This is a genomic window from Candidatus Eremiobacteraceae bacterium, assembly GCA_035710745.1.
Lineage (GTDB): Bacteria > Vulcanimicrobiota > Vulcanimicrobiia > Eremiobacterales > Eremiobacteraceae > JANWLL01.
This window is the reverse complement of record DASTCX010000016.1, coordinates 86081-110658: the sequence shown is the minus strand read 5'-3', so window position 1 is coordinate 110658 and position 24578 is coordinate 86081. Positions and strand designations below refer to the sequence as shown.

The 24578-nt window shown below is 67.2% G+C and carries 20 protein-coding genes; 9 read left to right on the top strand and 11 right to left on the bottom strand.

Annotation, left to right across the window (positions count from 1 at the left end; genetic code table 11):
- Window positions 1-39: 39 nt before the first annotated feature.
- From VFO25_06235 to VFO25_06225, 3 genes are read right to left on the bottom strand one after another with little or no spacing between them, the layout of a single operon-like run.
- Window positions 40-1626, bottom strand: coding sequence for an aldehyde dehydrogenase family protein (locus tag VFO25_06235; protein ID HET9342492.1), 1587 nt, complete (start codon window positions 1624-1626; stop codon window positions 40-42).
- Window positions 1627-1659: 33 nt separating this feature from the next.
- Entirely contained in the window at window positions 1660-3024 is a 1365-nt protein-coding gene (locus VFO25_06230; GenBank protein HET9342491.1) for an aspartate aminotransferase family protein, read from the bottom strand.
- Window positions 3021-4373, bottom strand: coding sequence for an oligosaccharide flippase family protein (locus VFO25_06225; GenBank protein HET9342490.1), 1353 nt, complete (start codon window positions 4371-4373; stop codon window positions 3021-3023). Before VFO25_06225 ends, VFO25_06230 begins: the two co-directional genes overlap by 4 nt.
- Window positions 4374-4519: 146 nt before the next feature.
- Between VFO25_06225 and VFO25_06220 the strand changes: the two genes are divergently transcribed.
- The gene (locus VFO25_06220) at window positions 4520-4942 is read left to right on the top strand and encodes a hypothetical protein (GenBank protein HET9342489.1); all 423 of its coding nucleotides are present in this window, start codon (window positions 4520-4522) and stop codon (window positions 4940-4942) included.
- A gap of 132 nt (window positions 4943-5074) precedes the next feature.
- Here VFO25_06220 and larE read toward each other — a convergent pair whose 3' ends face one another.
- Genes larE through larB form a run of 3 tightly spaced genes read right to left on the bottom strand, consistent with a single transcriptional unit; the run spans window position 5075 to window position 7868 of the window.
- On the bottom strand, window positions 5075-5863 hold the full coding sequence (larE, locus tag VFO25_06215; protein ID HET9342488.1) for an ATP-dependent sacrificial sulfur transferase LarE: 789 nt from the start codon (window positions 5861-5863) through the stop codon (window positions 5075-5077).
- Window positions 5860-7086 (bottom strand): nickel pincer cofactor biosynthesis protein LarC, encoded by a 1227-nt coding sequence (gene larC, locus VFO25_06210; GenBank protein ID HET9342487.1) that lies wholly within the window; start codon window positions 7084-7086, stop codon window positions 5860-5862. Before larC ends, larE begins: the two co-directional genes overlap by 4 nt.
- The gene (gene larB / locus VFO25_06205) at window positions 7083-7868 is read right to left on the bottom strand and encodes a nickel pincer cofactor biosynthesis protein LarB (GenBank protein HET9342486.1); all 786 of its coding nucleotides are present in this window, start codon (window positions 7866-7868) and stop codon (window positions 7083-7085) included. Before larB ends, larC begins: the two co-directional genes overlap by 4 nt.
- A 91-nt stretch (window positions 7869-7959) precedes the next feature.
- On the opposite strand from larB, the gene VFO25_06200 reads away from it, so the two are divergent.
- From VFO25_06200 to VFO25_06190, 3 genes are read left to right on the top strand one after another with little or no spacing between them, the layout of a single operon-like run.
- Entirely contained in the window at window positions 7960-9207 is a 1248-nt protein-coding gene (locus tag VFO25_06200) for a PLP-dependent aminotransferase family protein (protein ID HET9342485.1), read from the top strand.
- Window positions 9208-9263: 56 nt separating this feature from the next.
- Window positions 9264-10799, top strand: a complete 1536-nt coding sequence (locus VFO25_06195) for a hypothetical protein (GenBank protein HET9342484.1) — start codon at window positions 9264-9266, stop codon at window positions 10797-10799.
- Window positions 10800-10834: 35 nt separating this feature from the next.
- Window positions 10835-11893: an SDR family oxidoreductase gene (locus VFO25_06190; GenBank protein HET9342483.1), complete on the top strand. Its 1059-nt coding sequence runs from the start codon at window positions 10835-10837 to the stop codon at window positions 11891-11893.
- A 111-nt stretch (window positions 11894-12004) separates the two neighbouring features.
- Here the strand turns inward: VFO25_06190 and rfbD are convergent, their stop codons facing one another.
- From rfbD to murJ, 4 genes are all read right to left on the bottom strand, one after another.
- Window positions 12005-12874 carry a dTDP-4-dehydrorhamnose reductase gene (gene rfbD, locus VFO25_06185; GenBank protein ID HET9342482.1) on the bottom strand — a complete coding sequence of 290 codons (870 nt, stop codon included), beginning with the start codon at window positions 12872-12874 and terminating at the stop codon, window positions 12005-12007.
- A 62-nt stretch (window positions 12875-12936) separates the two neighbouring features.
- On the bottom strand, window positions 12937-14268 hold the full coding sequence (locus tag VFO25_06180; GenBank protein HET9342481.1) for an O-antigen ligase family protein: 1332 nt from the start codon (window positions 14266-14268) through the stop codon (window positions 12937-12939).
- A 10-nt stretch (window positions 14269-14278) separates the two neighbouring features.
- Window positions 14279-15109, bottom strand: coding sequence for a purine-nucleoside phosphorylase (locus VFO25_06175; protein HET9342480.1), 831 nt, complete (start codon window positions 15107-15109; stop codon window positions 14279-14281).
- A 42-nt stretch (window positions 15110-15151) separates the two neighbouring features.
- On the bottom strand, window positions 15152-16759 hold the full coding sequence (gene murJ / locus VFO25_06170) for a murein biosynthesis integral membrane protein MurJ (GenBank protein HET9342479.1): 1608 nt from the start codon (window positions 16757-16759) through the stop codon (window positions 15152-15154).
- Window positions 16760-16839: 80 nt separating this feature from the next.
- On the opposite strand from murJ, the gene metF reads away from it, so the two are divergent.
- From metF to VFO25_06150, 4 genes are all read left to right on the top strand, one after another.
- Window positions 16840-17796, top strand: coding sequence for a methylenetetrahydrofolate reductase [NAD(P)H] (gene metF, locus VFO25_06165; protein HET9342478.1), 957 nt, complete (start codon window positions 16840-16842; stop codon window positions 17794-17796).
- A 20-nt stretch (window positions 17797-17816) separates the two neighbouring features.
- Window positions 17817-18614 carry a dolichyl-phosphate beta-glucosyltransferase gene (locus VFO25_06160; protein HET9342477.1) on the top strand — a complete coding sequence of 266 codons (798 nt, stop codon included), beginning with the start codon at window positions 17817-17819 and terminating at the stop codon, window positions 18612-18614.
- 149 nt (window positions 18615-18763) lie between these two features.
- Entirely contained in the window at window positions 18764-20275 is a 1512-nt protein-coding gene (locus tag VFO25_06155) for a PQQ-binding-like beta-propeller repeat protein (GenBank protein ID HET9342476.1), read from the top strand.
- A complete protein-coding gene (locus tag VFO25_06150) occupies window positions 20272-21282 on the top strand; it encodes a glycosyltransferase family 2 protein (GenBank protein HET9342475.1) in 1011 nt (336 codons plus the stop codon). Before VFO25_06155 ends, VFO25_06150 begins: the two co-directional genes overlap by 4 nt.
- On the opposite strand, the gene VFO25_06145 is transcribed toward VFO25_06150, so the two are convergent.
- Entirely contained in the window at window positions 21233-22120 is an 888-nt protein-coding gene (locus VFO25_06145; GenBank protein ID HET9342474.1) for a glycosyltransferase, read from the bottom strand. The genes VFO25_06150 and VFO25_06145 overlap by 50 nt on opposite strands.
- Window positions 22121-22171: 51 nt before the next feature.
- On the opposite strand from VFO25_06145, the gene VFO25_06140 reads away from it, so the two are divergent.
- Complete coding sequence (locus VFO25_06140) at window positions 22172-24574, top strand: hypothetical protein (GenBank protein HET9342473.1); 2403 nt, start codon at window positions 22172-22174, stop codon at window positions 24572-24574.
- Window positions 24575-24578 lie beyond the last annotated feature (4 nt).

The following is a 24578-nucleotide window of genomic DNA, read 5'->3' as shown; positions in this document are numbered from 1 at the left end:
ACCGCTCCCTGAATCGTTTCGCGGAGCGTTGCTCCGCGTCTACGTCATCCTGGTTCGAGATTGTTCGCGCATGTATTGCTGCACGTAGAACGGACCGCAGCCGCCTTTGCCCGTGATGCCCGAGCCTTTCCAGCCGCAGAACGATTGAACGCCCGGCCAGGCGCCGGTCGTCGCGCCGGTGCGTCGATTCACGTAGAGAACGCCCGCCTGCATCTCGTCGAAGAAGCGATCGATCTGCGCGTCGTCTTTCGAGAACAGTCCGCCGGTGAGGCCGAGCGGCACGCGGTTGCTCTCCGCCAACGCCTGGTCGAACGAGTCGACGCGCGCGAGCACCAAGAACGGCAAGAACAATTCGTTTCGGAAGATCTCGTGATCGAGCGGCAGCTCGGCGATCGTCGGCTCGACGAAATTGCCGCGGTCGAACGGATCGCCGCCGAGCCGCTCGCCGCCGGCGAGCACGCTCCCGTCCTTACGCGCTTTCGCGGCCGCGTGTTGGAACTGCGTCGCGGCATCGGCCGATATCACCGGGCCGAGGTAGACGTCGCGTTTCGTCGGGTCGCCGATCGTGAGCTTGGCGGTCTTCTCGAGCAGCAGGTCGACGAACTTGTCGGCGACGCCGCGCTCGACGTAGACGCGAGAGCACGCGCTGCACTTCTGCCCGCCGTATCCGAACGCCGATCGCATGACGCCTTCCGCGGCCGCTTCGACGTCGGCGGAGGCCGTCACGATGGTCGCGTTCTTGCCGCCGAGTTCGCCGAGGCACGGCTTGGCGAACGCGCCGCCCGCACCGAACTCGCGCAGCAGCCGCATGCCGACGCTGTGCGAGCCGGTGAAGGCGATGCCGTCGATGCCCGCATGCTTGATGAGCGTCTCCCCGACGCTGCCGCCGGATCCGGGCACGAGATTGAAGGCGCCGGCCGGAACGCCCGCTTTCGCGTACGCGTCTGCGAGGAACGACGCGGTGAACGTCGACAGCACTGATGGTTTGAGAACGACGGCGTTGCCGGCGACGAGCGCCGCGCTCGACATGCCGGTCGCGAGCGCGAGCGGGAAATTGAACGGCGAGATGACCGCGAACACGCCGAACGGCCGGAGCACTTCCATCGTGTTCTCGTTGTCGGCGAGCTTTCCGAGCGGCTGCATGAAACCGTGGTTGTCTTCGACGTTTTGCGCGTAGTAGTCGATGAGATCGGCCGACTCTTCCGCGTCGCCGAGCGACTCCATCCGGTTCTTGCCGACTTCGATGCTCATGAGCGCCGCGATCTCGTACCGCCGTTCGCGAATCGCCTCGGCGGCGCGCCGCATCGTAGCGACGCGCTCGTGCCAGGGCAACGCCGCCCAGCGCTTCTGCCCGGCCTTGGCGCTTTGCACTGCCTTGTCGACCTGCCCGGCGTCGGCGCTCGCGAACGTGCCGATGAGGACGTCGCGATCGATCGGCGAGCGGACCTCGACGACCGATCCGCCGCCTTTTTGGGTCGCACCATCGATGAACGGGTGCTTCTGCGAGCCGAAGCGGCCGCGAACCGAATCGAGCGCCTCGTCGAAATCCCGATGGATCTGATCGAGATCGCCGCCGATCGCGGAATATGTGATCTTGAATTTTTTCTCAGGAGTCTGGGTCGCCATATCGTCCTCTCCGGTCGAGCTAAAGCTCGACCGCTACATAGTTACGTTTTTGCGCAGTTTGGACGCGCATGCCGCAAGCGCGTCGCTCAACCTGGCGCAAAGCTCGTCGAGCTCGCTCGCCGTCAGCGTGAACGCGGGGGCGATCATGATGAGGTCTCCGTCGTGGCCGTCGGCGTGCCCGACGTTCGGCCAAAGCACGAGCCCGCGTTCGAGGGCGCTTGCCACGAGCGTCTCAGCCACCTTCATGTCGCGTGGAAATGGTCGCTTCGTCTGCGTATCGGCGACGAGCTCGACCGCCGCGAGCATCCCGACGCCGCGGACGTCCCCGACGAGCTCGGCCCCATCGCTCGACGACGTGGCATCGCGAAGCCGCTGCAGCAAGCGGGTGCCCATCGTCGCCGCGCGCTCGACCAGGTCGTTCCGCTCGATATATCCGAGCGTCGCGACGCCGGCGGCGGCGGCGACGGGGTGGTGCGAATACGTCTGCGCATGCTGGAAATCGCCGCCGCTTTTCGCGATCGTCTCGACGACCGCGGATGTCGCCATGACCGCCGACAGCGCTGCGTATCCGCCGTTCAGTCCTTTGCCGAGCGTGATGATGTCCGGCACGACCGGCTTGCCGTCGCGCGTCCGGAAGTGTTCGAGCGCGAAGAACTTGCCGGTGCGTCCGGCGCCGGTGAGCACTTCATCGGCGATGAAGAGCACGCCGAAGCGGTCGCAGATCTCGCGGACGCGCGCGTAGTAGCCCGCCGGCGGCACCGACGCGCCGGTCGACGAGCCGCCGATCGGCTCGGCGATGAACGCCGCGACGTTGCCGGGTCCGGCTGAGAGGATCGCGGTCTCGAGCGCGTCGCCGGTCATCGCCGGCGATGCTTCGCCGAGTGGACCTGCGCGGTATGGATACGGCGCGTCGATCATGACGACGTCGAGAAGCCACGGCGCGTACACGCGGCGATAATGTTCGCGCGCCGACGCCGAGAGCGCGAGCAGCGTGTTGCCATGATAACCGGGCGTGCGTGCGATGATCGTCTTGCGCGCGAGATCGCCGCGCTCGACATGGTATTGGCGCGCGAGCTTGAGCGCTGCTTCGACGGCCTCGGACCCGCTCGAGAGGAAATACGATTTAAACGCCGCCCATGGCGCTCGCGCAGCGAGCATCGTCGCGAGCTCTTCGACCGGCTCGTTCGTGAATTGGGTTCCGTTTACGTAGGCAATCTTGCGGGCTTGCGCCGCGATCGCGTCTGCGATGTCGGCGACGCCGTGTCCGACGTTGCACACCATCGCGCCGCCGCTTGCGTCGAGATAACGCTTGCCGGCGGCGTCCGTCAGCCAAACGCCTTCACCTTTGACGATCACCGGGAGCTGCTTGTGCAGCTTCCTATAGAAGACGTCGCTCATACGCGCTCCGGTCGGGAATGCTTGGTTTCGGCGCGCCGGGGTGCAGGCGCCTGCGGCGTGCCGCGAAGGCTGCTTGCGACCAATACGGCAACGACGGGAACGATGAGCGCGTTGCCGCCTGCGGCGATCGCGATGAGCGACTCCGGCGTCGTGCCATATAACGCCATGGCGGCGGCTTGCAGCGCTAGAGAACCCACCATCCATTTGCCGATGCGATAATCTCCGACGGCGACGAGGTACGACGATCCGAGCATCCCCAGCGCGAGCAGCGCGCCGTCGATCGCATACAGCCGCAGTATGAGTGCGGCTTGCGAGTATGCCGCGCCGAACGTGACGTGGACGATCGACGTCGGCCATATCTCGACGATCGCGAGCACGACGAGTATACCGCCCACGCCGATACCGAACGCGACCGCGAGCAAACGTCCGAGAGCGGCGCGATCGACGTGACGCGCCGCCGCGGCTTTCGGCATGACGAGCGGCACGACGAGCCCGATCCCGAAGGGTATGATCCGCGCGACAAGACCTGCCGCCGTGTACTCGCCGGCCGCGACCCCCGAAAGCGCGTGTTTCGCGAACACCGTATCGACGTAGAGCAGCGCCATCGATGCGGCGTTGATCGTCAGCAGCGCGAACGCCGGCGCGCCGTAGGGTTCGGAGCGATAGTCGTCTTCGGACTGCTTGCGCGTCGAGAAGAGCGACGCGAGCGCGACCGCGATGCCGGCCAAGAGTCCGCCGGCGACGCCGCCCATCGCACCGCCGACCGACAAACCGGCGCGGACCAAGACGACGCCGAAGATCAGCTTGACCGCGCATTCGGCGACGAGCGAGGACGAATATCCGACGAAACGGTGAGCCCCCTGGATCGATCCCCGCGCCGCGCCCGCGACGATGCCGGCGACGAGCGAGACAATGAGGAACGCCCACGCGAGGCGGTCGGTCACATGGAGATAGGCGGACAGCGGTATCGCGACGAGTGCCATGATGATGCCGACGACGCCCCCGATGAGCACGGCCGAACGGAGCACGGTTCGACCGAACGCCGCGATCGCGCCGTCGCGGTGCGTGACCCACAACCGCGCGGTCTCTTGCATCGCCAGGGTGCCGACCGACGACCCGAGCACGCCGACGATCATCGTGATCGCGAGCAGCGTCGCGAGCGAACCGTACGCGTCCGGCCCGAGCGCGCGCGACAAGACGAAATGGTAGACGTAGTTGAGGATGTTGGCCAGCAAGCCGCCGCCCCAGACGAGCAGTGCGTCGGCGGCGAACGTCGGCCAGTGGAATCCGCCTCGCTTCGTCGCTATCGCGTCATCGTTTGCGACCGGTCTTTGACCAGACGGGTCCATGCAGGGCCCTTTGGGAGCGCCGACTCGGGCGCCTTTCGGAGAGGGCGCATATGGGTTGGACCAGAATGGGTCGGCCCCGGCTTCGGTCGCACGACGTTTGATGCGCACCGTGTCGGACCGCACGAGTGAGGAACCGACCCGTGAGCATGGTGGTTGGCATATTTTCTAATAGCGGCGCACTGAAATCGATCATCGACGGCCTGCGCGAGAGCGGCGCCGATCCGGAACGCCTCCGTGCGCTGACGACCGACGAAGTGCCGACGGAGCTCGCGACCAGCGGTGTCCAGTTCGTGTGGATCGGCGACGTCGAGCGCGGCGTCGAAGGCCCGACGCTCGGCACCGGCGGCACCGGGCTGCCCACCTCGACTAACCGCTCGCCGAACGAAGTGCACGGCGACGAGCTGCTCGAGTCGCTCTCCGAACTCGGCGTCCCAGACGGCCGCACCGACGACTATGCGAAAGCCGTCGAGGACGGACGCATGATCGTCGGCTATCCTTCGTACTCCGACTCGACCGCGCTACGGCAGCTGTTCACGTCGGCCGGAGCGGACTCGATCGACGAGTTCTGATCAATACTCGATCGAACGATTTCCAACGCGATTGTTGGAGCGGTCGACGTTTACGTCGACCGTCGCGGTTTAACCAGTGCGAGGTCGTCTCCGGTCGAGCTAAAGCTCGACCGCTACGTTCCACCGACTAAGTCACTCGTTGAGGCTGCCGGTACGGTAGCCCCGCTCATCGATGTCGATATTCACGTAGCCGACGGCGGCGAATGCGCGCCCGGCTCGCTCCTTTAGGCCGCGCATCCGTTCGACGTCCTCGAGAGGGACTTCGACGCGCGCGGTCGCGCCGAAATGGCGGACGCGCACGGTCGAGAATCCGTTCGCGCGCAAGTAGCGCTCGGCTAGGTCGATGCGACGGAGGTCGTCGATCTCGATGCGGGTGCCGTGCGGCACGCGTGACGACAGGCACGGCGTCGCCGGCTTGTCCGCCACGCGTAGACCGTAGCGCGCTGCGATCGCGCGCACTTCCGCTTTTCCGATGCCCAGCTGGGCGAGCGGACTGCGTACGCCGAACTTCCGCGCGGCGGCTTGACCAGGACGCAGATCGAGCGCCGCTTTCCCGTCATCGGCGTTCGTGCCATCGAGGACGGCTTCGTACCCTCGCTGCGACGCGACGAGCGATAGCGCGGAGTACAACTCCGATTTGCAGTGGTAGCACCGGTCCGGCGCGTTCGCCCGATAACGGGGGTCGTCGAATTCGCGCGTCTCGATGATCTCGTGCGTGACGCCGAGCTCGCGCGCAAGAGACGCCGCGCTCTCCACCTCACCCTGCGCGACCGACGCCGACGAGGCCGTCACTGCAAGCACGTCTTCGCGGAGTGCGCGCGACGCGGCGGCCAGGACGACGGCGCTGTCGACGCCGCCGGAGTACGCGACGATGACGCGTCGCAGCGGCGCGATCGCCGCTTCGAGCTGTCGTTCCGTCATGGTGAGCGGCTCGCGAGCCATTCGTCGACGTCGGCTTCGACGCGCCGCATTATCTCGGCGAGCGTCGTGCCGTTCTTCTGCGCGATGGCGAGACAGTCGTCGAACTCCGGGCGGGCGCGCGGCCCCGACGGCGCTCGCACGAGTTTGACGCGAACCGGCCCGAGCGCGGTCGTCACGACGTGCTCTTCGCGCGCGAGCGTGTCGCGGGCGACGTTCCACCGCCGCACGCCGATCGTCGTCGTCTCCGCGAGCATCGCGCTCGACACCGCATCGGCACGCTCGGGCGGCGCGATGACGCAGAGCTGCGTGCCCGGCCTACCTTTCTTCATCTGCACCGGATGGGTCCACGCGTCGAGCGCGCCGGCGGCGAATATCCGCTCTATCGCGTGCTCGTAGAGCTGCGGGCTCATGTCGTCGATGTTGGTCTCGAGCACGGTGACGTCGCTGCCCGATCCGCCGTCAACCCCGGCATGCGACTGCACGGTCTCGCCGACGAGCACGCGCAGGACGTTCGGAAATGGGAATTCCGATCTGCCCGCGCCGTAGCCGATGCCGTCGACGACCATCGGCGGACGCGGCTCGAACGATGCGATCGTCGAGAGGATCGCGGCGCCGGTCGGCGTGACGAGTTCGCCGTCGACGTCGACGTCGTACGTCGGCGCGCCGCGCAGCAACTCGAGCGTCGCAGGCGCCGGCGACGGCATGCGGCCGTGGCTCGCATCGATGAAGCCGCGTCCGCACGGCATCGACGAACAGTAGACGCGTTCGATGCCCATCAAGTAAAGGCCGAGCGCGGCGCCGGCGATGTCGACGATCGCATCGATCTGACCGACTTCGTGGAACGCGATCTCTTCGACCGCGACCCCATGGACTTTCGCCTCAGCATCGGCCAATCGATGGTAGATCGCGCTCGCAGCCTTCTCGACCGCTGCGGGAAACCCGGCGCGGCGCAAGATCGACAAGACATCGGCAAGCGTGCGATGGCCGTGGTCGTGATGATCGCGATGGCCTCGATCGTGGTCCTCGCCGGGGACGCGGACGTCAAGGTAGAGCGCCGACAAGCCACGCTTATCGACGCGGCGCGCTTCGATCCACCATCCTTCGACCGGAAGCTTACGCAGGTCGCGCTCAAGCGCGTCGAGGCTGAGGCCGGCATCGACGAGCGCCCCAAGTATCATGTTGCCGCTGGCGCCGGAAAAACAGTCGAAGCGCGCTATCCTCATGTGCGAGGGCACGGCTCCGGCCGCGCCGCCGCGAGATGATTGATCCGCGATGCCGCGCACGCGCCGACGAATCCCCCGTCGATGTTCGCCACGGTCACACCGCTCGCGCACGAGTTGAGCATCGCGAGGAGCGCCGCGAGTCCGCCGAATGAAGCTCCGTACCCGACGCTCGTCGGCACCGCGACGATCGGTCGATCGGTGAGACCGGCGACGACCGACGGCAGCGCCCCCTCCATGCCGGCGACGACGACGACGCAGTTCGCGCTCCGCAGGGCGCCGACGTGACCGAGCACTCGATGGAGGCCGGCGACACCGACGTCCTCGATCCGCGCGACCGTGTTTCCCATGAGATCGAGCGCGACGGCGGCCTCGGCGGCCACCGGATGATCGGCCGTGCCGGCGGACACCACCGCGACGAGACCTACGCGCCGGATCTGCTTTCGTTCGACCGAGATGATACGCGCGTCGGACTCGAACGCCGCATCGCCGACGATGCTCTTGACTGCCTCGAATTGCGCGCGAGTCGCGCGGGTCGCCATGACGATGCCGGTCCGGCGCGCGAGCCGGTCGACGATCGACGCGACTTGTTCATCCGTCTTTCCCGGGCAATAGACGACCTCCGGGAAGCCGGTGCGCTCCGGTCGGAGATGATCGAGGGTCGCATATGTCAACTCGGGTTCATCCGGCGCGCGCTTTCCGCAGTAGGAGAGCGCTTCGTCGACGGACATCGAACCTGATCGGACAGCGTCGAGGATGCTTCGCAGGGTGTTGACGTCGAGCACGGCGTCGCATTTCGGCGCGCCGCTTGCGCCACCCCGCGCGGACGACCGCATCCGAGGGGAATCCGTCGCACGACCTCCGTAAGGCTCGAACATGTCGATTGCCGCCCGTGGCGCTTCCGGCGAAGACGAACCATCCGCGTTTCGATTCGCCGCGCGGATGAGCGGCCTCAAGGCCAGCGCCATCCGCGAGATCCTCAAAGTCACGGAGATGCCCGACGTCATCTCCTTCGCCGGCGGCCTCCCGGCGCCCGAGCTCTTCCCCGTCGAGCAGTTCGCGCGCGCGTGCCAAGAGGTGCTCGCAGAAGACGGGCCGGCGGCGATGCAGTACAGCGTCACCGAAGGCTACCTTCCCTTGCGCCGCTGGGTCGCGGCGAATCTGCTCGAGACGATCCACCTGCGTTGCGACGCCGACGACGTCCTGATCATCAGCGGATCGCAGCAAGGGCTCGACCTCATCGGCAAGGTGCTGCTCGATCCAGGCGACTACGTCGTCATCGAAAATCCGGCGTATCTCGGCGCGATCCAAGCGTTCGACGCGTATCAGGCGCGCTATCTCAACGTCGCGACCGACGACGACGGGATCCTCACCGACGACCTCGTGCGGGTCCTCGCGCAGGCGCCGCAGCGGCCGAAGCTGCTCTATCTCGTTCCGAACTTCCAGAACCCGAGCGGCATCACGCTCTCGCTTTCCAGGCGCCAAGAAGTCATCGCCATCTGCGACCGCTTCGGCGTGCCGATCTTCGAAGACGACCCGTACGGCCGCTTGCGCTATTCCGGCGAACATCTGCCTTCGCTCGCCGCGCTCGCCGAGGGACGCAACTGTATATACATGAGCACGGTGAGCAAGACGATCGCCCCAGGCATGCGCGTCGCGTGGCTCGTCATCCGAGACCGCGGGCTCTACGAGCGCGTGCTCCCTGCGAAGCAAGCCGCAGACCTGCATACCTCGAGCTTCACGCAACGCGCGGTGTACGCGTACGCTCGCAAGCCCGGGGTCCTCGACGCGCACGTCAAGCAGATGCTTCCCGTCTACGCGAAACGCCGCGACGTCATGCTCAAAGCGCTCGCCGATCTCATGCCCGACGGGTGCACGTGGACGCATCCGGATGGCGGCCTTTTCCTCTGGGCGCGCACGCCCGATCGCGTCGACACGCAAGAACTGCTCTCGATGGCGACGTCGTCGAAGGTCGCGTTCGTACCCGGAGCGCCTTTCTGGGTGAATCGTGACGTTCGCAACACGATGCGGCTCAATTTCAGCAACGCGACCGAGGACATGATCGTCGAGGGCGTTCGCCGGCTCGGCGACCTCGTCGAGGGTTATCTCGCACGCGCTCGCTGATTCGGGGCGCCGTCGTTTCGGCTAGCATCTGCTCTAGTTTTTTCTGTGCGGCCGCCGTGGACGCCGCCACGTTGCATCCTGCGGTGACGCTCAAAGGCGCGGACGTCGAGTTCTTCGCCGGTCATCTCGTGCTCGATGCGCGTGGTGGTGCGACGCTCGATGACGGCGTGCTCCACGTCAGCGCCGATCGTATCATCGTCGACTTGAACCACGACCGCTACGTCGCTGCAGGCGACGTCCACATCGCCGGCGCCGCGACCGGCGCGGCGCAGATCCAAAGCGGCGTCGCGCTCGGCATCGATCTCGCATCGCACGACGGCACGCTCGTCTCGATCGCTCCGTCGCCGGCGACCTATTCGGTCACCGGCTCGCTCGTGACGCCGGTCGAGGCCTCACCATCGCCCCCACCTTTATCGTCGCCGACGCCCGCGGCAGACACGACGCCGGGTCCCGAGCCGCTCGCGCTCGTCGATCTCGAAGGTGAGACGCCCTTCGCAAGCGCCGCGGTCGCCACCGCGCATCTCGGCGCGGACGTCCGCCTCGGCGCCGCACGCGTCATCGTGCCGGGCGGCAAAGACGTCTATCTGCCGTCGTACGTCTACACGTTCTCGTCCGAAGTCGGATATTCGCAGAGCAATGTCGCGGGCAGCTCTGAAGATATACCGATCTACTTCGGCAGCACGCGCGACTCGATAACCGGAGCGCACTTCACGTACAACGCGCAGACGAAGGTCGGCGTCGGCCTCGATCACCGCATCGTCGACGGCGATAAGGCGTACGACCTGTTCTCGATTTCTCCGCTGTACGGCCCCGTGAAAGACGCGGAGTTCACCTGGCACGAACAAGTGAACGGCCACGCGTCGCAGACGCTCGACGGCTTGACCGCAAGCGGCATCGGCTCGTTGTGGCGGTACGGCGCGATCGACAGCCTCCATCGCTCGTTCCTCAGCTTGTCCGCGTCCGACTCGCTCGGCGGCGATTTCGAGACGCTGGTCTGGCAAGGAGCATACGAGCCGCTCGGCGCCGGCTGGCTCGGCGATCTCTTCGACTATCACGTCGCCACCGAGTACGGCCGGTCGCAATCGTACGGTTCCGTCGTGACGCCGATCTACGACACCGCTTTCGACACGGCGATCCAAGCGCCGGCGCTCGTGCTCGATCCGTCGTCATCCCTGTCGCTGCAAGCGGACTGGCGCCAGCTCTTCGACGATCAGCCGCACCGTCAGTTCGCCGCCATCTACTCGGCGACGTTCACACACCGGTGGGATACATACATGACGACGAAGCTCGCCGACATCGAGAACCCGGTCGTCGACGTCTATCCGTCGTTCGACACGGGAACGCGCACGTACGTCAGCGCGCAAGTCGCGACGATCGACTACAACAACGGCGAGCCGTTCTCGTTCGGCTTCGGACTGACGCACGAAGCGGCGCTGTCCGCGCCGCCGGGCATCGAGGTCCAACCGTGGTTCGCTTCTTTGGACGTCCGCTTCCGCGTCAGCCGATCGCTCGCGTTCGACGTGAGCAGGTCCTACAGTTTCGGCTATCTCGGTCAGCGTCTCGGCAGCATCGGATTCCAGATACTGCCATGAGGAGAAGCTTCGCGCCAGACGAAACCTAGACGGTCATGAAAGTGCTGGTCACGGGCGGCGCCGGATATATCGGCGTCGTGCTTTGCGAGCGGTTGCTCGAAGCCGGTCATCAAGTGCGCGTCCTCGATAGGCTCTATTGGGGCACAAAGCCGATCGAGCACATCGCCGACCGAATCGAGCTCATCCACGCCGACGTCCGCGATTTCGACGATCGGGCGCTCGATGGGGTCGACGGCGTCGTCCATCTCGCAGGCCTCTCGAACGACCCGACTGCGGAGTACAATCCGTCGGCGAACTGGGAGATGAACGCCGTCGCGACGGAGACGCTCGCCGCGGCGTGCAAGCGCTGCGGTGTCGGCCGGCTCACGTTCGGATCGAGTGCGTCGATCTACGACGGCCTAGGCGACGGGCTATTCGACGAGACGACGAAGGTCTCGCCGCGGGGCGCGTATTCGCGCTCGAAGTTCGGAGCCGAGCAGCATCTGATGCGCGCGGCGGACGGCCGCTTCGCTCCCGTCATCTTGCGCCAAGGCACGGTCTACGGCTACAGCCCGCGGATGCGCCTCGACCTTGTCGTCAACACGTTCATCAAGGATGCGCTCCTGCGCGAACGGTTGTATCTGCACGGCGGCGGGTGGATGTGGCGACCGCTCGTCGACGTCACCGACGTCGCCGAAGCGCACTTGCGCTGCCTCGAGGCGCCGGCGAGCGCGGTCGGCGGTCAGATCTTCAACGTCGTGCACGAGAACCATCAGATCCGCCAGCTCGCGATGCTCGTCGCCGGATCGCTGTCGCTCCATCACCGCCATGTCCGTCTCGAAAGCGCGCCGGTTCCGAGCATCAATCGCAATTATCGCTGCGAGAACCGCAAGCTGCAAGATGCGATCGGCTTCACGCCCCGCGTCACCGTGCTCGAATCGATCGAGCGCATCCTGAGCTTCCTGCCGATCGACGATCCGATCGAGCTCGCACATCCGCGCTACTACAACATCGCGTGGATGACGATGATCGACGAGGTCATCGGCACGCACGGCGCGTTCGCCGACGTATGGTCGGCTCGCCGTCGCGAGCCAAGCGAGTCTCCCGCCTTGTAGCGGTCGAGCTTTAGCTCGACCGGAGACGAGCTTGTTGTTGAAAGAACGCGGCGGTCGAGATGAATCTCGACCGCTCCCTTTATCTCGCGAAAGAACGCGGCGATCGAGCGTCTATTTGCGGTAGCCCTTCTCGATCAAGTACGCGTCGAGGGCGGCGCGCCATGGACGAGCGCTCAGTCCGAGCCGCGCGAGCTTCTCGCTCGCCAGCGTCGAGCGGCGCGGGCGGCGCGCTTTGCCCGGCACGTCCGCCGACGATATCGGTCGAGCGCGCGCTTCGGATCCCGAGTCGGCGAGGATCGCATCGGCGAACTCGAACCACGAACACTCGCCCGCGTTGGCGAGATGATACACGCCGAACGGTGCGCGCGTCGACAGCAGTGCGACGACGAGCTGCGCCGCGTCGGCTGCGTACGTCGGCGCCATGACGATATCGTCCACGACATCGATCGGCGCGCCGCCGCGCGCCTTCGAGATGATCGTCTCGACGAAGTTGCCGCCCTTGCCGCTCGCGCCGGCGACGCCGAACACGCTCGAGAGGCGCACGACGTAGTGCGACGGATTCGCATGTGCGGCGAGCATCTCGCCCGCGAACTTCGAGACTCCATACGCGTTGATGGGCCTCGGCGCGTCGCTCTCGAAGTATGCTGAGTCTTTCGAACCGTCGAAGACGAAGTCGGTGCTGACGAACACGAGGCCGGCTCCGCGCTCGTTCGCCGCGGCCGCTGCGTTGAACGCCCCGAGCGCGTTGACCGCCATCGCTCGCTCCGGATCGTCTTCGCAGGCATCGGTGCGGTGGAACGCCGCGGTGTTCGCCACGAAATCGCCTTCGCCAAGCCCGCGAAATGCGGCGTCGAGCGATGGACGATCCGTGACGTCGCAATCGGCGTGCGTGAGGGATAGCACGTCGAGACCGGCGGCCTGCGCCGCGGCGACGAGATCCGTGCCGACCTGTCCGTTCGCGCCGATCACGGCAACGCGCATGGTCGATTCCCCCGCCGAGCTTCGCTCGGCCTACGGTCGACCGTAAAGGTCGACCGCTCCAATCACTTAGGAGCTCGGAAATTCCAAGCTCGTGACGGCAACAGCGCCGCGATGACGAAAAACGAGAGCGACGCCTTCGGGTACGTCAGGACGTCGTCGACGAAACCGTGGAGGACGAATGCGACGACGGTGGCGTATGCGCCGATGGCGACGGCGCTCGTCCAAAGGCGCTCATCGCGCCACGCATAGAGAAGCGCTGCGATGAACGCGGCGAGCAGCGTGATCCCGACGACGCCGAGATCCGCGGCCGTCTCCAAGTACCATTCGTTCGCGTTGAAGTGTTCTTGGCCCGCCAACGTCGGGCCGCATTCTTGCTTCGCGTCCGCGAACCCGGCCGCACCGACGCCGCCGAGCGGGCGGCGCGCGAACACCTCGAACGCGCAGGTCCAGAGCTGCACACGACGCTGCTCGGATGGCGCGGTGCCGCCGCCGACCGCCGCGAACTCGTGCTGCCATCCGGATGCGCCGATCGAAGTCGCGGCCACCGGCACGACGACCGCGAGTGCGCTCACGAACGCGACCATGAGCGCCTGCTTCGCCGCTCCGGCGAGGCGGCCGCGCTCGAACGCGGCCGTGATCGCGATGAAGAGCAGCGCGGCCGAACATGCGAGCAGCGCGCCGCGAGAATAGGTGAGCAGCAGATCGGACGCGAGCAGGCCGAGGAGCAGGCCGCCGGCGAGCGCGACGCCCCACGACAGGCGCATGAATGCTAGGATAGCGACGAGCGGCGCGATCACCGTTTCGAGATAGGCGCCGAACTGATTCGGACCTTCGAGCGTCGCCGCGATGCGCCCGACGACCTCGCCGTTCGGCGCGACGAATCCGGCGGGCGGCGAGGTCACGCTTTGCCAAAGCCCGTCGACTCCGGTCACGGCGGCCGTGGCGAACATCGCGGTCAGGAGGCGCATCGCGTCGCCCGGCTCTTCGAGAGAGACGACCGTCAAGGCGTACGCGCCGGCGTACCATATCCATTTGAGCGCATCGCGCGCCGAATCGAGCGGCGAGATGCTCCACGCCGCGCTTAGCGCCGCCCAGACGGCGAATGCTGCGAGCGGCACGAGCGCACGGTGCGACTTCAACGCTTCGAGTGCGCGCGTCCGCAGCTCGGCCGATCGCGTCAGGCGAACCGCGATGCCGATCACGGCGCCTGCAAACGCCGCCTTTGAGATGGTCACGTCGGTCGGTCCGATGGCGTGATACCATGCGAACGGCGCCGTGACGACGACCGCGGCCGGTGCGAGCCATGCGCGGCGCGACGCAGCCCATGCCGTGATGGCCGCGATCGCGACGAATACGACGGCCGCGCCGAGGGTGAGCGAAGGCGCTTCGGTCAAGCGGAACGCTTCACGTCGTCGCCCGCTCGACGAGCCCTTCGACGAGCGAGCGCACGCGATCGGACGCGGAGTTCACCGTGGCTTGTACGGCCTCGTGCGTCGTCGGAGCGCCGTCGGACACGGGATTCGCCTCGTTCGCTATGACGGAAATCCCGGCCACTCGAATGCCGGCGTGGCGTGCCGCGATCACTTCGGGCACCGTCGACATCCCGACGGCATCCGCTCCGAGGATCCGGAGCATCTTCGCCTCGGCACCCGTCTCGTAACTCGGTCCGAGAACTGCCGCATAGACGCCGATCGCCACGGGAAACCCCCGTTCGCGCGCGACTTCTTGCCCGATCGCGAGCAGCTGCTTGTCGTACGCGTCGCGCATATCCGGAAAGCGCTCGCCGACGTCAGGGTCGTTCTCGCCGCGCAGCGGCGAATCGCCGGTGAGGTTGAGGTGGTCGCGTATGAGCATGACGTCGCCCGCACGCAGCGACGGCGTCAACGCTCCGGCGGCGTTCGTCACGATGAGCGTCGATGCGCCCATCCGCTGCGCGACGTACACCGGGTACGCGACCTGCCACATCGGAAGCCCTTCGTATAGATGCATCCGGCCGTCGAACGCGACGACCGGCACACCGCGCAGGCGGCCGACGATGACGCGCCCGCGATGTCCTTGCACGGTCGTGACCGGAAAACTCGGCAGATCGCGATACGCGAGATCGACGGCGTCCGTCAGCGCGCCGGCGAGCGCTCCGAGGCCCGAGCCGAGGATGAGCGCGACCTTGGGCCGCAGCTTCGTGTGTTTCGCGAGGAAGTTCGTCGTCAGGGTCAGGTGATGCCGAAGAGCGGGCACGCGCGAGCTCCGTACGCGAGGCTAGGTGCGAAAAGGCGGGTTTCAGGGGCGCGCGGCACGCGCAGCGCGTCGTCCGACGTACTCCGCCGCCATCGCGAGCAGCGTCGCGAGTTCGCGGACGCGCAAGAGCGTTCCCACCCCGAAGAACACCGCTCCTCCCGCAAGCAGATCGACCGCGAGCGTCGCCGTATGCTGCCAGATGGTGCCCGCGTCGTGCCAGAGGATCGCGTTGGTGAGGTAGGCGGCCAAGCCCATCGCAGCCGCGGCTACCGTGATGCGCCATACGGACGCGCCGAAGATCCCTCCCTCGACCGCGCCGATCCGCCTCTGCAAGAGCGCGATCAGGACCGCTGCTTCAGTGAGCGACGAGAGCGAGTTCGCGGTCGCTAGTCCGTTGATACCGAACGGATGGACGAGCAGCGCCGAACAAGCGACGTTCTCGACCATGACGACGCTGGCGACGAGGACCGGCGTGCGCGAGTCGCGGGTCGCGAAGAAGCAGCGCGTCAGCACCATGTTCGCGGCGAGGCCGAGCAGTCCGACCGCATAGAACTGCATCGCACCGGCCGTTCGCGTCAAGTCGCCGTAGTTGAACGCGCCGCGCTCGAACAGCACGCTGATGATCGGCTGCGCGAGAACGATGAGGCCGAGCGCCGCCGGGATCGTGATGAGCGCGGTCATGCGCAGGCCGCTCGACGCCATGCCGCGCAGGCTGCGCTCGTCGTTGCTCGCGTAGTGAGCGGAGAGGATCGGGAATATGACGGTCGCGATCGCCGCCGCGAAGAGCTGCTGCGGAAATCCGACGACCTTCGTCGCGTATTGCATCGCGGCGATGTTCCCGGGTTCGAGCGTCGAAGCGAAGTATTTGTCGAAGAGCAGGTTGACCTGACCGACCGCGGATCCGATGACGATCGGGCCGAGGATCGCGAAGAGATGCGTGAAGCCGGGGTGGTGCAGGTCGAGCACGAAACGGTAGCGGCAGCGCCGCACGTAGCTCGGCAGCTGGACGACGAGCTGCGCGACCGAACCGATCGCCGTGCCGAAGACGAGTCCGAAGATCCCGTACGTCTTGAAGAGCACGAGGACGCCGGCGATCGCGCAGATATTGAGGGCGACGCCTTGGAGCGACGCAGCGCGGTAACGCTGCTGCGCGTTGAGCAGCGCTTGGAGCACGCCCGCTATCGACGTCGCGATGATCGTCGGCATCATTATGCGCGTCATGTGCGCGGTGACGTCGACCTCGTTCGGCGGAAAGCCGGCCGCCACTACGCGCACGATGAACGGCGCGGCGAACCAGCCGACGAGCGCGCAGAGCGAGAGCACGATGACGAGCGCGTTGATGACGGTGCTCGAAAGACGCCACGCCTCTTCGGGTTCGTTGCGAGCGAAATAGCCGCTGAACACGGGCACGAGCGCGGTGACGAGCGACCCGTTGAACACGCCGAAGACGAGCGTCGGGACGATCGCCGCGACCAAGAACGCGTCGAGCTCCCAATGCTCCCCGAAGTACTGCGCGTTGACGACCTCGCGCGCGAACCCGAGGATCATGCTCGCGAGCGTGCCGATCATGACGGCTATCGTGGAGCCGGCAATCAAACGGTGATAGGCGCTTGCCGCCGGAGCCGAAGGCGGCCTCTCAGGCAGGGCCATGCAGGGCTCTTGGGTTCGAGCCGTCGCGCGCGCGCACCCGTCATGGGAAAGCGACGCGGACGCCCCGTACATTGTCGCACGTGAAGATCTCCGACATCCTGCGGGAGCGGCGGCCGGCGTTTTCCTTCGAGTTCTTCCCGCCGAAGGACGAAGCCGGCGGCGCCGCGCTCCTCGCGACGGTCGAGGCGCTCAAACCGCTCGAGCCGGCATTCGTCTCGGTGACGTACGGCGCAGGCGGCAGCACGCGCGCGCGGACGATCGACGTGACGAAGTCGATCAAACGCGACCTCGGCATCGAAGCGATGGCGCACGTCACGTGCGTCGCAGCGACGGTCGACGAGCTGCGCGGCGTGCTCGACGATGTGGCGCGATCGGGAATCGACAACGTCCTCGCTCTGCGCGGCGATCCGCCGCGCGGCGAGACGAGTTTCTCGCCCGCGGCCGGCGGCTTCGCGCGCGCATCGGAGCTCGTGGGCATGATCCGCGAGGAATTCCGGTTTTGCGTCGGCGGCGCATGCTATCCTGAGAAGCACCCCGAGGCGCGCGACGCGGCGTCCGACATGCGTGCCCTCGCGCTGAAGGTCGACGCGGGCGCGCAGTTCCTCATCAGCCAGCTCTTCTTCGACGACGAGGCGTATTTCGGTTTCGTCGGCCGCGCGAGGCGCGCGGGCATCGACGTGCCGATCATCCCGGGCATCATGCCGATCACGAACCGCGAGCAGATCGAGCGTTTCACGCGTCAGTGCGGCGCGACGATCCCGCCGCGTCTCATGGCGGAGATGCAGGCGAGGTGCGACGAGCCGGAAGCGATCGTCGATCTCGGCGTGGCATATGCGACGCTTCAGTGCGTCGATCTTCTGTCGCGCGGCGCGCCGGGCATCCACTTCTACACGCTCAACAAATCGCCGGCGACGCGTGCCGTCGTCTCGGCGCTTCTCGCGGCGCGGCCATGGGAACCGGCGCGTGGTCTCCGCTACGTCGAAAACGCCGACGCGATCGTCGAAGCTGCTCTGTCGCTCGACCCGCACGCCACGTGACCGAAGGACCGGCGCGACGCATGCGTGGAACGGTCGTCGGCGTGAAGCCGGTTTTCTCCATCGTCATCCCAGCGTACAACGAAGAGAAGCGCATCGTGAGGACGCTTCTCGCCTACGCGCCGGTCTTCGCCGACTCGGAGATCATCGTCGTTCTCGACGGCTGCACCGATCGCACGGCGGAGTTCGTGCACGCGCTGTCCGCGACCAATCGCTGCGTCCGCGCCATCGAGACGGCCGGCCGCGCCGGCAAAGGCGGCGCGATCGTCACCGGCATGGCGCACGCGACCGCCGACGTCGTAGCCTTCACCGACGCTGATGGGGCCACCGAACCCGAGGAGATGCGCCGCCTATGCGAGATGGCTCGCACGCGTGACGCGGTCGTCGGATCGCGCTGGCTGCCGGGAGCCGACGTCGTCGTCCCCCAGCCCTTGTTGCGCCGAGCCGCGAGTCGCGTCTTCAACAGGATCGTGCGCACGCTCTTCGGCTTGCGCGTCTCCGACACACAGTGCGGTGCAAAGGCCTTCAGGGCCGACGCGCTGGCGCCGACCCTCGTCGAGATCGAGACCGCCGACTTCGCTTTTGACGTCGATCTGCTCGTCGCGCTCGCTCGACGAGGCTGCGACATCACCGAGGTACCGGTGCGGTGGCGTCACGTCGGCGGCTCGAAGGTCGACCTTGCCGGCGGCGCGGCGAGAATGCTCGTCGCGGTCATTCGGCTGCGGCTCCGTCACTCACGCTTCGCCTCAGCCGTACCCGCATTCGACAGGCTCTTCCGCACGCGACGGCCGCGCGCTCCGCTGCCCGATTCCGCCGCTTGACTCTGCGAATCGCTGGTGCGGCTGCGGCCATCGCTTTCGCGTGTCTCTCGTTTGGATGTTCTCGCGATACGGCCCACGCGCCGGCACCTCGATGGGAACCCGTAACTGCGGCGCGACTGCTTGCGGCGGAGAGCGACGACGGCTGGCTCATGTACCGCCGCACGTACGATGGTCACGCTCGCGTCCCGTTCACTCGCGTCGACGCCTCCAACGTCGCGCGCTTGCGCGTCGCTTTCACGTTCGATGATCCGTCGCTGGCAAGCCACGAAACAGCGCCGATCGTCAACGGCCGCTTCCTCATCGCGACGCTGCCTGACGACGGCGTCGTCGCGCTCGACGCAACCGACGGTCGCACCTTATGGACGTACCACCATCAGATGACCCCGGGTGCGACCGACCACATCTGCTGCGGCGCCGTCAATCGCGGTGCTGCGGCGTTCGGCGGCGACGTCTTCATCGCGACGATCGACTGTCGCGTCGTCGCGCTCGACGCGAGGGACGGCGGCGTCGTCTGGTCGCGATCGCTCGCTCCGGCGGGTCGGGGCTACTCGTTCACGGGGGCGCCGCTCGTCGTCGACGATCGCGTCATCGTCGGCAGCGCCGGCGGCGAGTACCCGACACGCGGGTTTATCGCAGCGCTCGATCCGGCGACGGGCGCGTTGCGCTGGCGCCACGAGACGATCGCCGCGCCAAGCGAACCCGGCGGCGACACATGGCCTCGCCGCGGAGCGCGGTGGGGCGGCGCGGCGTGGCAGACGGGTTCGTACGACGCGCAGAGCGACACGCTCTACTGGGGCGTCGGCAATCCGATGCCGTGGCGTGGCGACAGACGCCAGGGCGCGAACCTCTACACCGACAGCCTCCTCGCGCTTGACCCGGCGACCGGACGCATGAAGTGGCACTTCCAGTTCACGCCGCACGACCTCTGGGATTACGACGGCACGAACGAACCGGTGCTCGTCGACCTTCACGCCGGCAAGCGCGTCGAGCCTGCGATCTACCAAGCGAACCGCAACGGCTTTTTCTTCCTCCTGGATCGAGCCGGCGGGCGTTTCATCTCCGCGACGCCCTTCGTGCCCTCGACGACGATCGACGGTTACGACGCCGACGGATCGGAGCGGCCTGCAGAGCGCGATGCCCGGCTGTCGTGCCCGGGCACGGTCGGCGGCAAGAACTGGCCGCCGTCGGCGTTCGACCCGGCGACGGGCCTCGCGTTTTTCGGGATCGTGCACGCGTGCACGAGGATGCTGGTGGACCCCCAGGCCGATAACGGCGAAGATGCGGCGCAGTATCCCGAGCCGGGCGCGCGCGGCTACGGCGCGTTCATCGCCTGGGACGTACGCGCGCGTCGAGTCCGGTGGTCATTCCCCTCGGAGCTGCCGTGGTACGACGGCGCGGTCGCGACCGCGTCCGGACTCGTGTTCAGCGGCGGCGCCGACGGCGTCTTCCGCGCGTTCGACGAGCGCACGGGTGCCGTGCTTTGGCAACACGATCTCGGCGCCGCGGTGGCGGGCGTACCGGTCATCTACATAGTGGGCGGCAAACAGTACGTCGCGGTATTCGCGGGCTGGGATGGCGGCGTTGCGCGCCAGGGCCCGCTCGCCCAGCGGCTCGCGGGGATCTCACGGCCGGGCAGGCTTTTCGTCTTCACACTGCCGTGAGCGAAGCGCCCCTTCGGCTGGCGGTGATCGTACCCGTCGCGCATCCGGACGGCCGCACGCAGCGTTGCTTTCGCGCGTGTGTCGCTCTCGCATACGAGCCGCGCACGATCGCGGTCGTCACCGACGAGACGGTCGAGCTGCCCGCAGACGCACATTTCATCAACCTCGTGACGCGCGCGAACCGCTTGACGAGCCCGGCCGAAAAGCGCGACATCGCGGCCGCCGCGCTGCCCGGCGTCGACGCGTACGTCTATCTCGACGACGACGCCTATCCGCCGCCTGACTGGCTCGACCGCGTGGCCGCTGCGCTCCGCGCGCATCCCCGGACGGCGGGCGTCGGCGGACCGGGGCTCATGCCTGACGACCAAACCTTTTGGGAACGGGTGAGTGCGGCCGTCATGGAAACGCGGCTCGGAAGCGGCCCCCTACGCTTTCGATTCTGGAGCGACGCGCCTCGAGAATGCGACGACTTTCCTGCGTACAATCTCGCGATCCGTAAAGCGGCGCTCGACGCTGCGGGCGGCTGGGCGACCGACTGGTACGGGGGAGAGGACACCGACCTGTGCGGCCGCCTCGCCGACGGCGGCGGCTTGATCTGGTACGAACCCAGCGCGTTTGTCTTCCATTATAGACGCGTTCTCGTGCCCAAGCACTTCTGGCAGATCCAGAACGTCGGATGGTCGCGCGGGTGCTTTATCCGCGCGGGCTACCCGCGTTCGAAACGCTGGACTTTCGCCGGACCGCCGCTCGTCATCGCTGCGGCGATCGCGCTCGCATGCGTGCCGTTCTGGCCTGGTATCGACCGCGCCGCTGCGCTCGCGGGAGTCGCCGCCGCCTACCTCGCGGTCGCGCTGCTCGCCCATCCCGGCCGCATCGGGCTCGGTGTCCGGCTCGCCTTGCCGTTCGGCATCGTCGTCCATCATCTCGCCTATACGGTCGGGCTAATCCGCGGCCTTCTCACGAGCGCGCGCCGGCGTTCTCCTCCGTCGCGCCCTTCGACGACCTGATCGGAATCTCGTCGACCGGACGCTCGCGCGACGTCGTCAACAACGACGCGGCGTAGATGGTCGCCCAGCAAGCGGCGCCGATCGGATCGCGGATCGCACAGCGCGCGATCGCCGGCATGAGATCGCCCAGCGACATCGGTACGAGCTTTGCGATGCGCTCGAGCTGACGCTCGCCTTCGCGTACGCGGTTCGACTGGCGGCGATAATCGTCGAACGTGTCGGGGGCGAAGAAGCGGCACGACGCGTCCGGCGCCAGCGCCACGATGCCGCCGCCCGCGCGCACCTTCAACGAGAGCCAGTGGTCCTCGTTCGTGACGTCGCCGGGCACGGCGAACGAGCGCGCGACATCGCCTCGCAGCGCGAGGATCCGTCCGACCGCGAAGTCGGCGCCTCGCGGACCGCGCTGCAGCATTCGGACGATGCGCGCCGCGTGCGCGCTGCCGCGTGCGACGAACGACCGCCGCCGCGATAGCGGCTCGCAGACGCCGAATGACATCGAAGCGCCACGAGCGAGCGCGTCGCACAGCGCGTCGACGGCGCCTGCGCGAGGAATGACGTCCGCGTCGAACTTGACGGTGGCATCACCGAGGGCTTGAGCGAAGAGGGCGTTGCAAGCGTCCGCTCGTCCGACTCGCGGCGAGCCGCAGAGCAGACGGATCCGGCGGTCACGCTGTGCGCGCCCACGCACGACCTCGGCCGTCGCGTCGGTCGAGCCGTCGTCGAAAACGAGTATCTCACCGATCGCGTGTGTGCGCGTCTCCTGTTCGCGCAGCGTGTCGAGCAGCGCGCCGATCGACGCCTCTTCCTGATAAGCGGGGACGACGACCGATGCGTTCACACGAACGCCGGTGAAGGCGCGTGCGCGCAGCGGCGTGAAATGCGGCTCGCGATGCGATCCATGAGCGGCGTGATTTCAAGCGCTCCGCGTTCACACCTGTCCGGCCTTGGCGTACGCGCGGCGGCGTACGCGATCCTCGGCGTCCTTTGGATGCTGCCGTTTTGGACGCACGTCGGTGCATGCCCGATGGGATTGCACGACTGGGCGTATCCGTGCCTCGATCAGCAACGGGGCACGTATCTTCCGTCGCTCGTCGCGCCGTGGTGGGATACCGATCTCGGCGTCGCGCACGTGTTGCCGCAGGTCTCGCTGCCGTGGCTGCTGCTCGGCGCGCTCGTCTGGATCTCACCGGCGCTAGGACTGCGCCTCTTCATCCTTATCGCGTTCACCGGTGCGGCCTTCGCAACCGACGTCGCGGCCGAAAAACTCTTCGGCGTTTCGAAGGGATGGGGGCGCTTCGTCGCCGGCGCGCTCTACGCCGGGTCGCCTTTTCTCGCGACGAAGCTTGCGAGCGGACAGCTCGGCTTCATCGCTTGCGCGTCGCTCGTGCCGGCAGCGCTTATCGCGTTCGATGCCGTCGCAAAGGGCGGCGGCGTCCGTGCGTGGGCGGCGTGCGCGCTCTGTGCAGCCTCTGCGTTCGCACAGGTGCAGGTCGGGCTCATCCTCCTCTTGCTGCTGCCGGTCGCGGGCTGGGGACGCGTGCGCGCTCGCGCGTGGCTCGCCGTGTGGGCGGTCGCTGCGCTCACCTGGTTGCCGGCGGCGTACTCGACGATCGTCGCGTATCGCTCCGGCGTCTTCGGACCGGAAGCGCAACTCGCTATCTGGCTTTCGGACAAGAGCGTGCCATGGCAGCACGCGATCGACGGCACCGCGTACTTCGCGAACTACTTCGCTTCTACGGCCTTTCCGATCACGATCGCCTCATTCGCGTCGCTGTCGGTCGTCGCATTCGTCGCAGCGCTCGCGTTCGGCGGTGCGATGCGCCGGGTCGCGGTGTTCGCCCTCGGATTAGGGCTGGTCGCGACCGGAACCGCCGGCCCGATCGGGATTCTCTTGGTGTGGCTCTTCGAACGCGTCACGCCTATGCAGGTCTTCCGCGAATTCTACGACCTGCTTTTCCTCGCGCCGCTCGTCGTCGCGTGCGCGACGGCGGCAGGAGCTGTTGCGCTCGAAGCAGCACTCGCTCGCCGCTCCGTTCTCCGGTTTTTCGCGGGCGCCGTCGCGTTCGGCCTCGCATGCGTGCTGCTCTATCCGACCGTAGCCGGCCGCGCCGCATCGCTCGTGCCATTCGTCAGCGGCCTTGCGCAAGCGCCGCCCATCCCGGGCGACGACCGCATTTTGTGGTTGCCCGCGACGCCTCCGCTCGGTCCGCCGAATTCGATCGGGGGCGCCGATCCGTATCAGCTTTCGCTTGGCCCGCATCCGGACGCGAGCGCATTCCATCCGACAGGCGTGCTCGCGTACGTCGACGCGCTTGCGGATCGCTCGCGGCCTCTTTCGACAGCGATGCTCGAGCGGCTCGACGTCGCGGATTCGATCGTCCGGCGCGGACTCGTCAGCCAGCGGATCGCCACGTCTGCGAGCGTTCACGAAGGTACGGTCGGGGCCGCTATCGCACCCGCGTCGCCACCCGTCGCGTCGGTCATCGCGCTCGCCGCGGGCACGCCCGCGTGCGAACCCGACCTTCGCGGCGCACTGATGCTCGATCTGACGGCATACGCGCGATGCGATCCGGCGTTTTCGGTCGTGCCGCGAGAAGACACCGCGTCGAGCACGGACGATCCGCGGACGGCTTGGATCGGCGGCGAGCGCTGGGCGCTCCTCGATCCGGATCTAGCAGAACCGCGCTGGCCCGTGCTGTTCACGCGCTCGACGTTGGTATATCGATGGGAACAGCCGGCGGCCGGCGTCACCTGGGTGTATGCACCGAGCGGCGCGGTCTTGAACGGCCGGGCCGTCGCGCCGGCGGTTGAATGGCGAGCGCTTGCGACGAAGGCAGGCGATGATTCTCTCGAGGGCAATGGAAAGGGGATCGTCGCCGTTTCCGCGTCGCTACCGCAAGCCCAGCTCGGCCGAGCTTCGCTCGGCATACCACATAACATACCTTATGGCGCACCAAACGGTGTGCCACAAGAGCGGCCGCTCCAGGGCCTATCGTCCGATCGTCTGCGCGGATCGTTCGAGGCGATCGTTCCCGCGCACGACAGCTCGTTCGTCGTATTGCGAGCCGGCTGGTCTTCTTATTGGCGTGCGACGATCGACGGTCGCGATCTTGGAGCGGCGCGAATCGCTGACGGCTATGCGGCCGGCTGGCAGTTAGCGCCGTCGGCGCACGCCTCGAGGCTTTCGATCGAGTTCGCGCCGAGCGCCCCTTATGCGATGATGCTCGCGACGTCGTGGATAGCGCTCGCCTTCCTTATCATGCTGCTCGCACGCGGAGGCGGCAGGTACTAACGCA

Coding starts and splice junctions, on each gene's coding strand:
- VFO25_06235 (HET9342492.1), bottom strand. CDS start 1,626: ATGGCGACCCAGACTCCTGAGAAAAAATTCAAGATCACATATTCCGCG.
- VFO25_06230 (HET9342491.1), bottom strand. CDS start 3,024: ATGAGCGACGTCTTCTATAGGAAGCTGCACAAGCAGCTCCCGGTGATC.
- VFO25_06225 (HET9342490.1), bottom strand. CDS start 4,373: ATGGACCCGTCTGGTCAAAGACCGGTCGCAAACGATGACGCGATAGCG.
- VFO25_06220 (HET9342489.1), top strand. CDS start 4,520: ATGGTGGTTGGCATATTTTCTAATAGCGGCGCACTGAAATCGATCATC.
- larE (HET9342488.1), bottom strand. CDS start 5,863: ATGACGGAACGACAGCTCGAAGCGGCGATCGCGCCGCTGCGACGCGTC.
- larC (HET9342487.1), bottom strand. CDS start 7,086: ATGAGGATAGCGCGCTTCGACTGTTTTTCCGGCGCCAGCGGCAACATG.
- VFO25_06200 (HET9342485.1), top strand. CDS start 7,960: ATGTCGATTGCCGCCCGTGGCGCTTCCGGCGAAGACGAACCATCCGCG.
- VFO25_06190 (HET9342483.1), top strand. CDS start 10,835: ATGAAAGTGCTGGTCACGGGCGGCGCCGGATATATCGGCGTCGTGCTT.
- rfbD (HET9342482.1), bottom strand. CDS start 12,874: ATGCGCGTTGCCGTGATCGGCGCGAACGGACAGGTCGGCACGGATCTC.
- murJ (HET9342479.1), bottom strand. CDS start 16,759: ATGGCCCTGCCTGAGAGGCCGCCTTCGGCTCCGGCGGCAAGCGCCTAT.
- VFO25_06160 (HET9342477.1), top strand. CDS start 17,817: ATGCGTGGAACGGTCGTCGGCGTGAAGCCGGTTTTCTCCATCGTCATC.
- VFO25_06155 (HET9342476.1), top strand. CDS start 18,764: ATGTACCGCCGCACGTACGATGGTCACGCTCGCGTCCCGTTCACTCGC.
- VFO25_06140 (HET9342473.1), top strand. CDS start 22,172: ATGCGATCCATGAGCGGCGTGATTTCAAGCGCTCCGCGTTCACACCTG.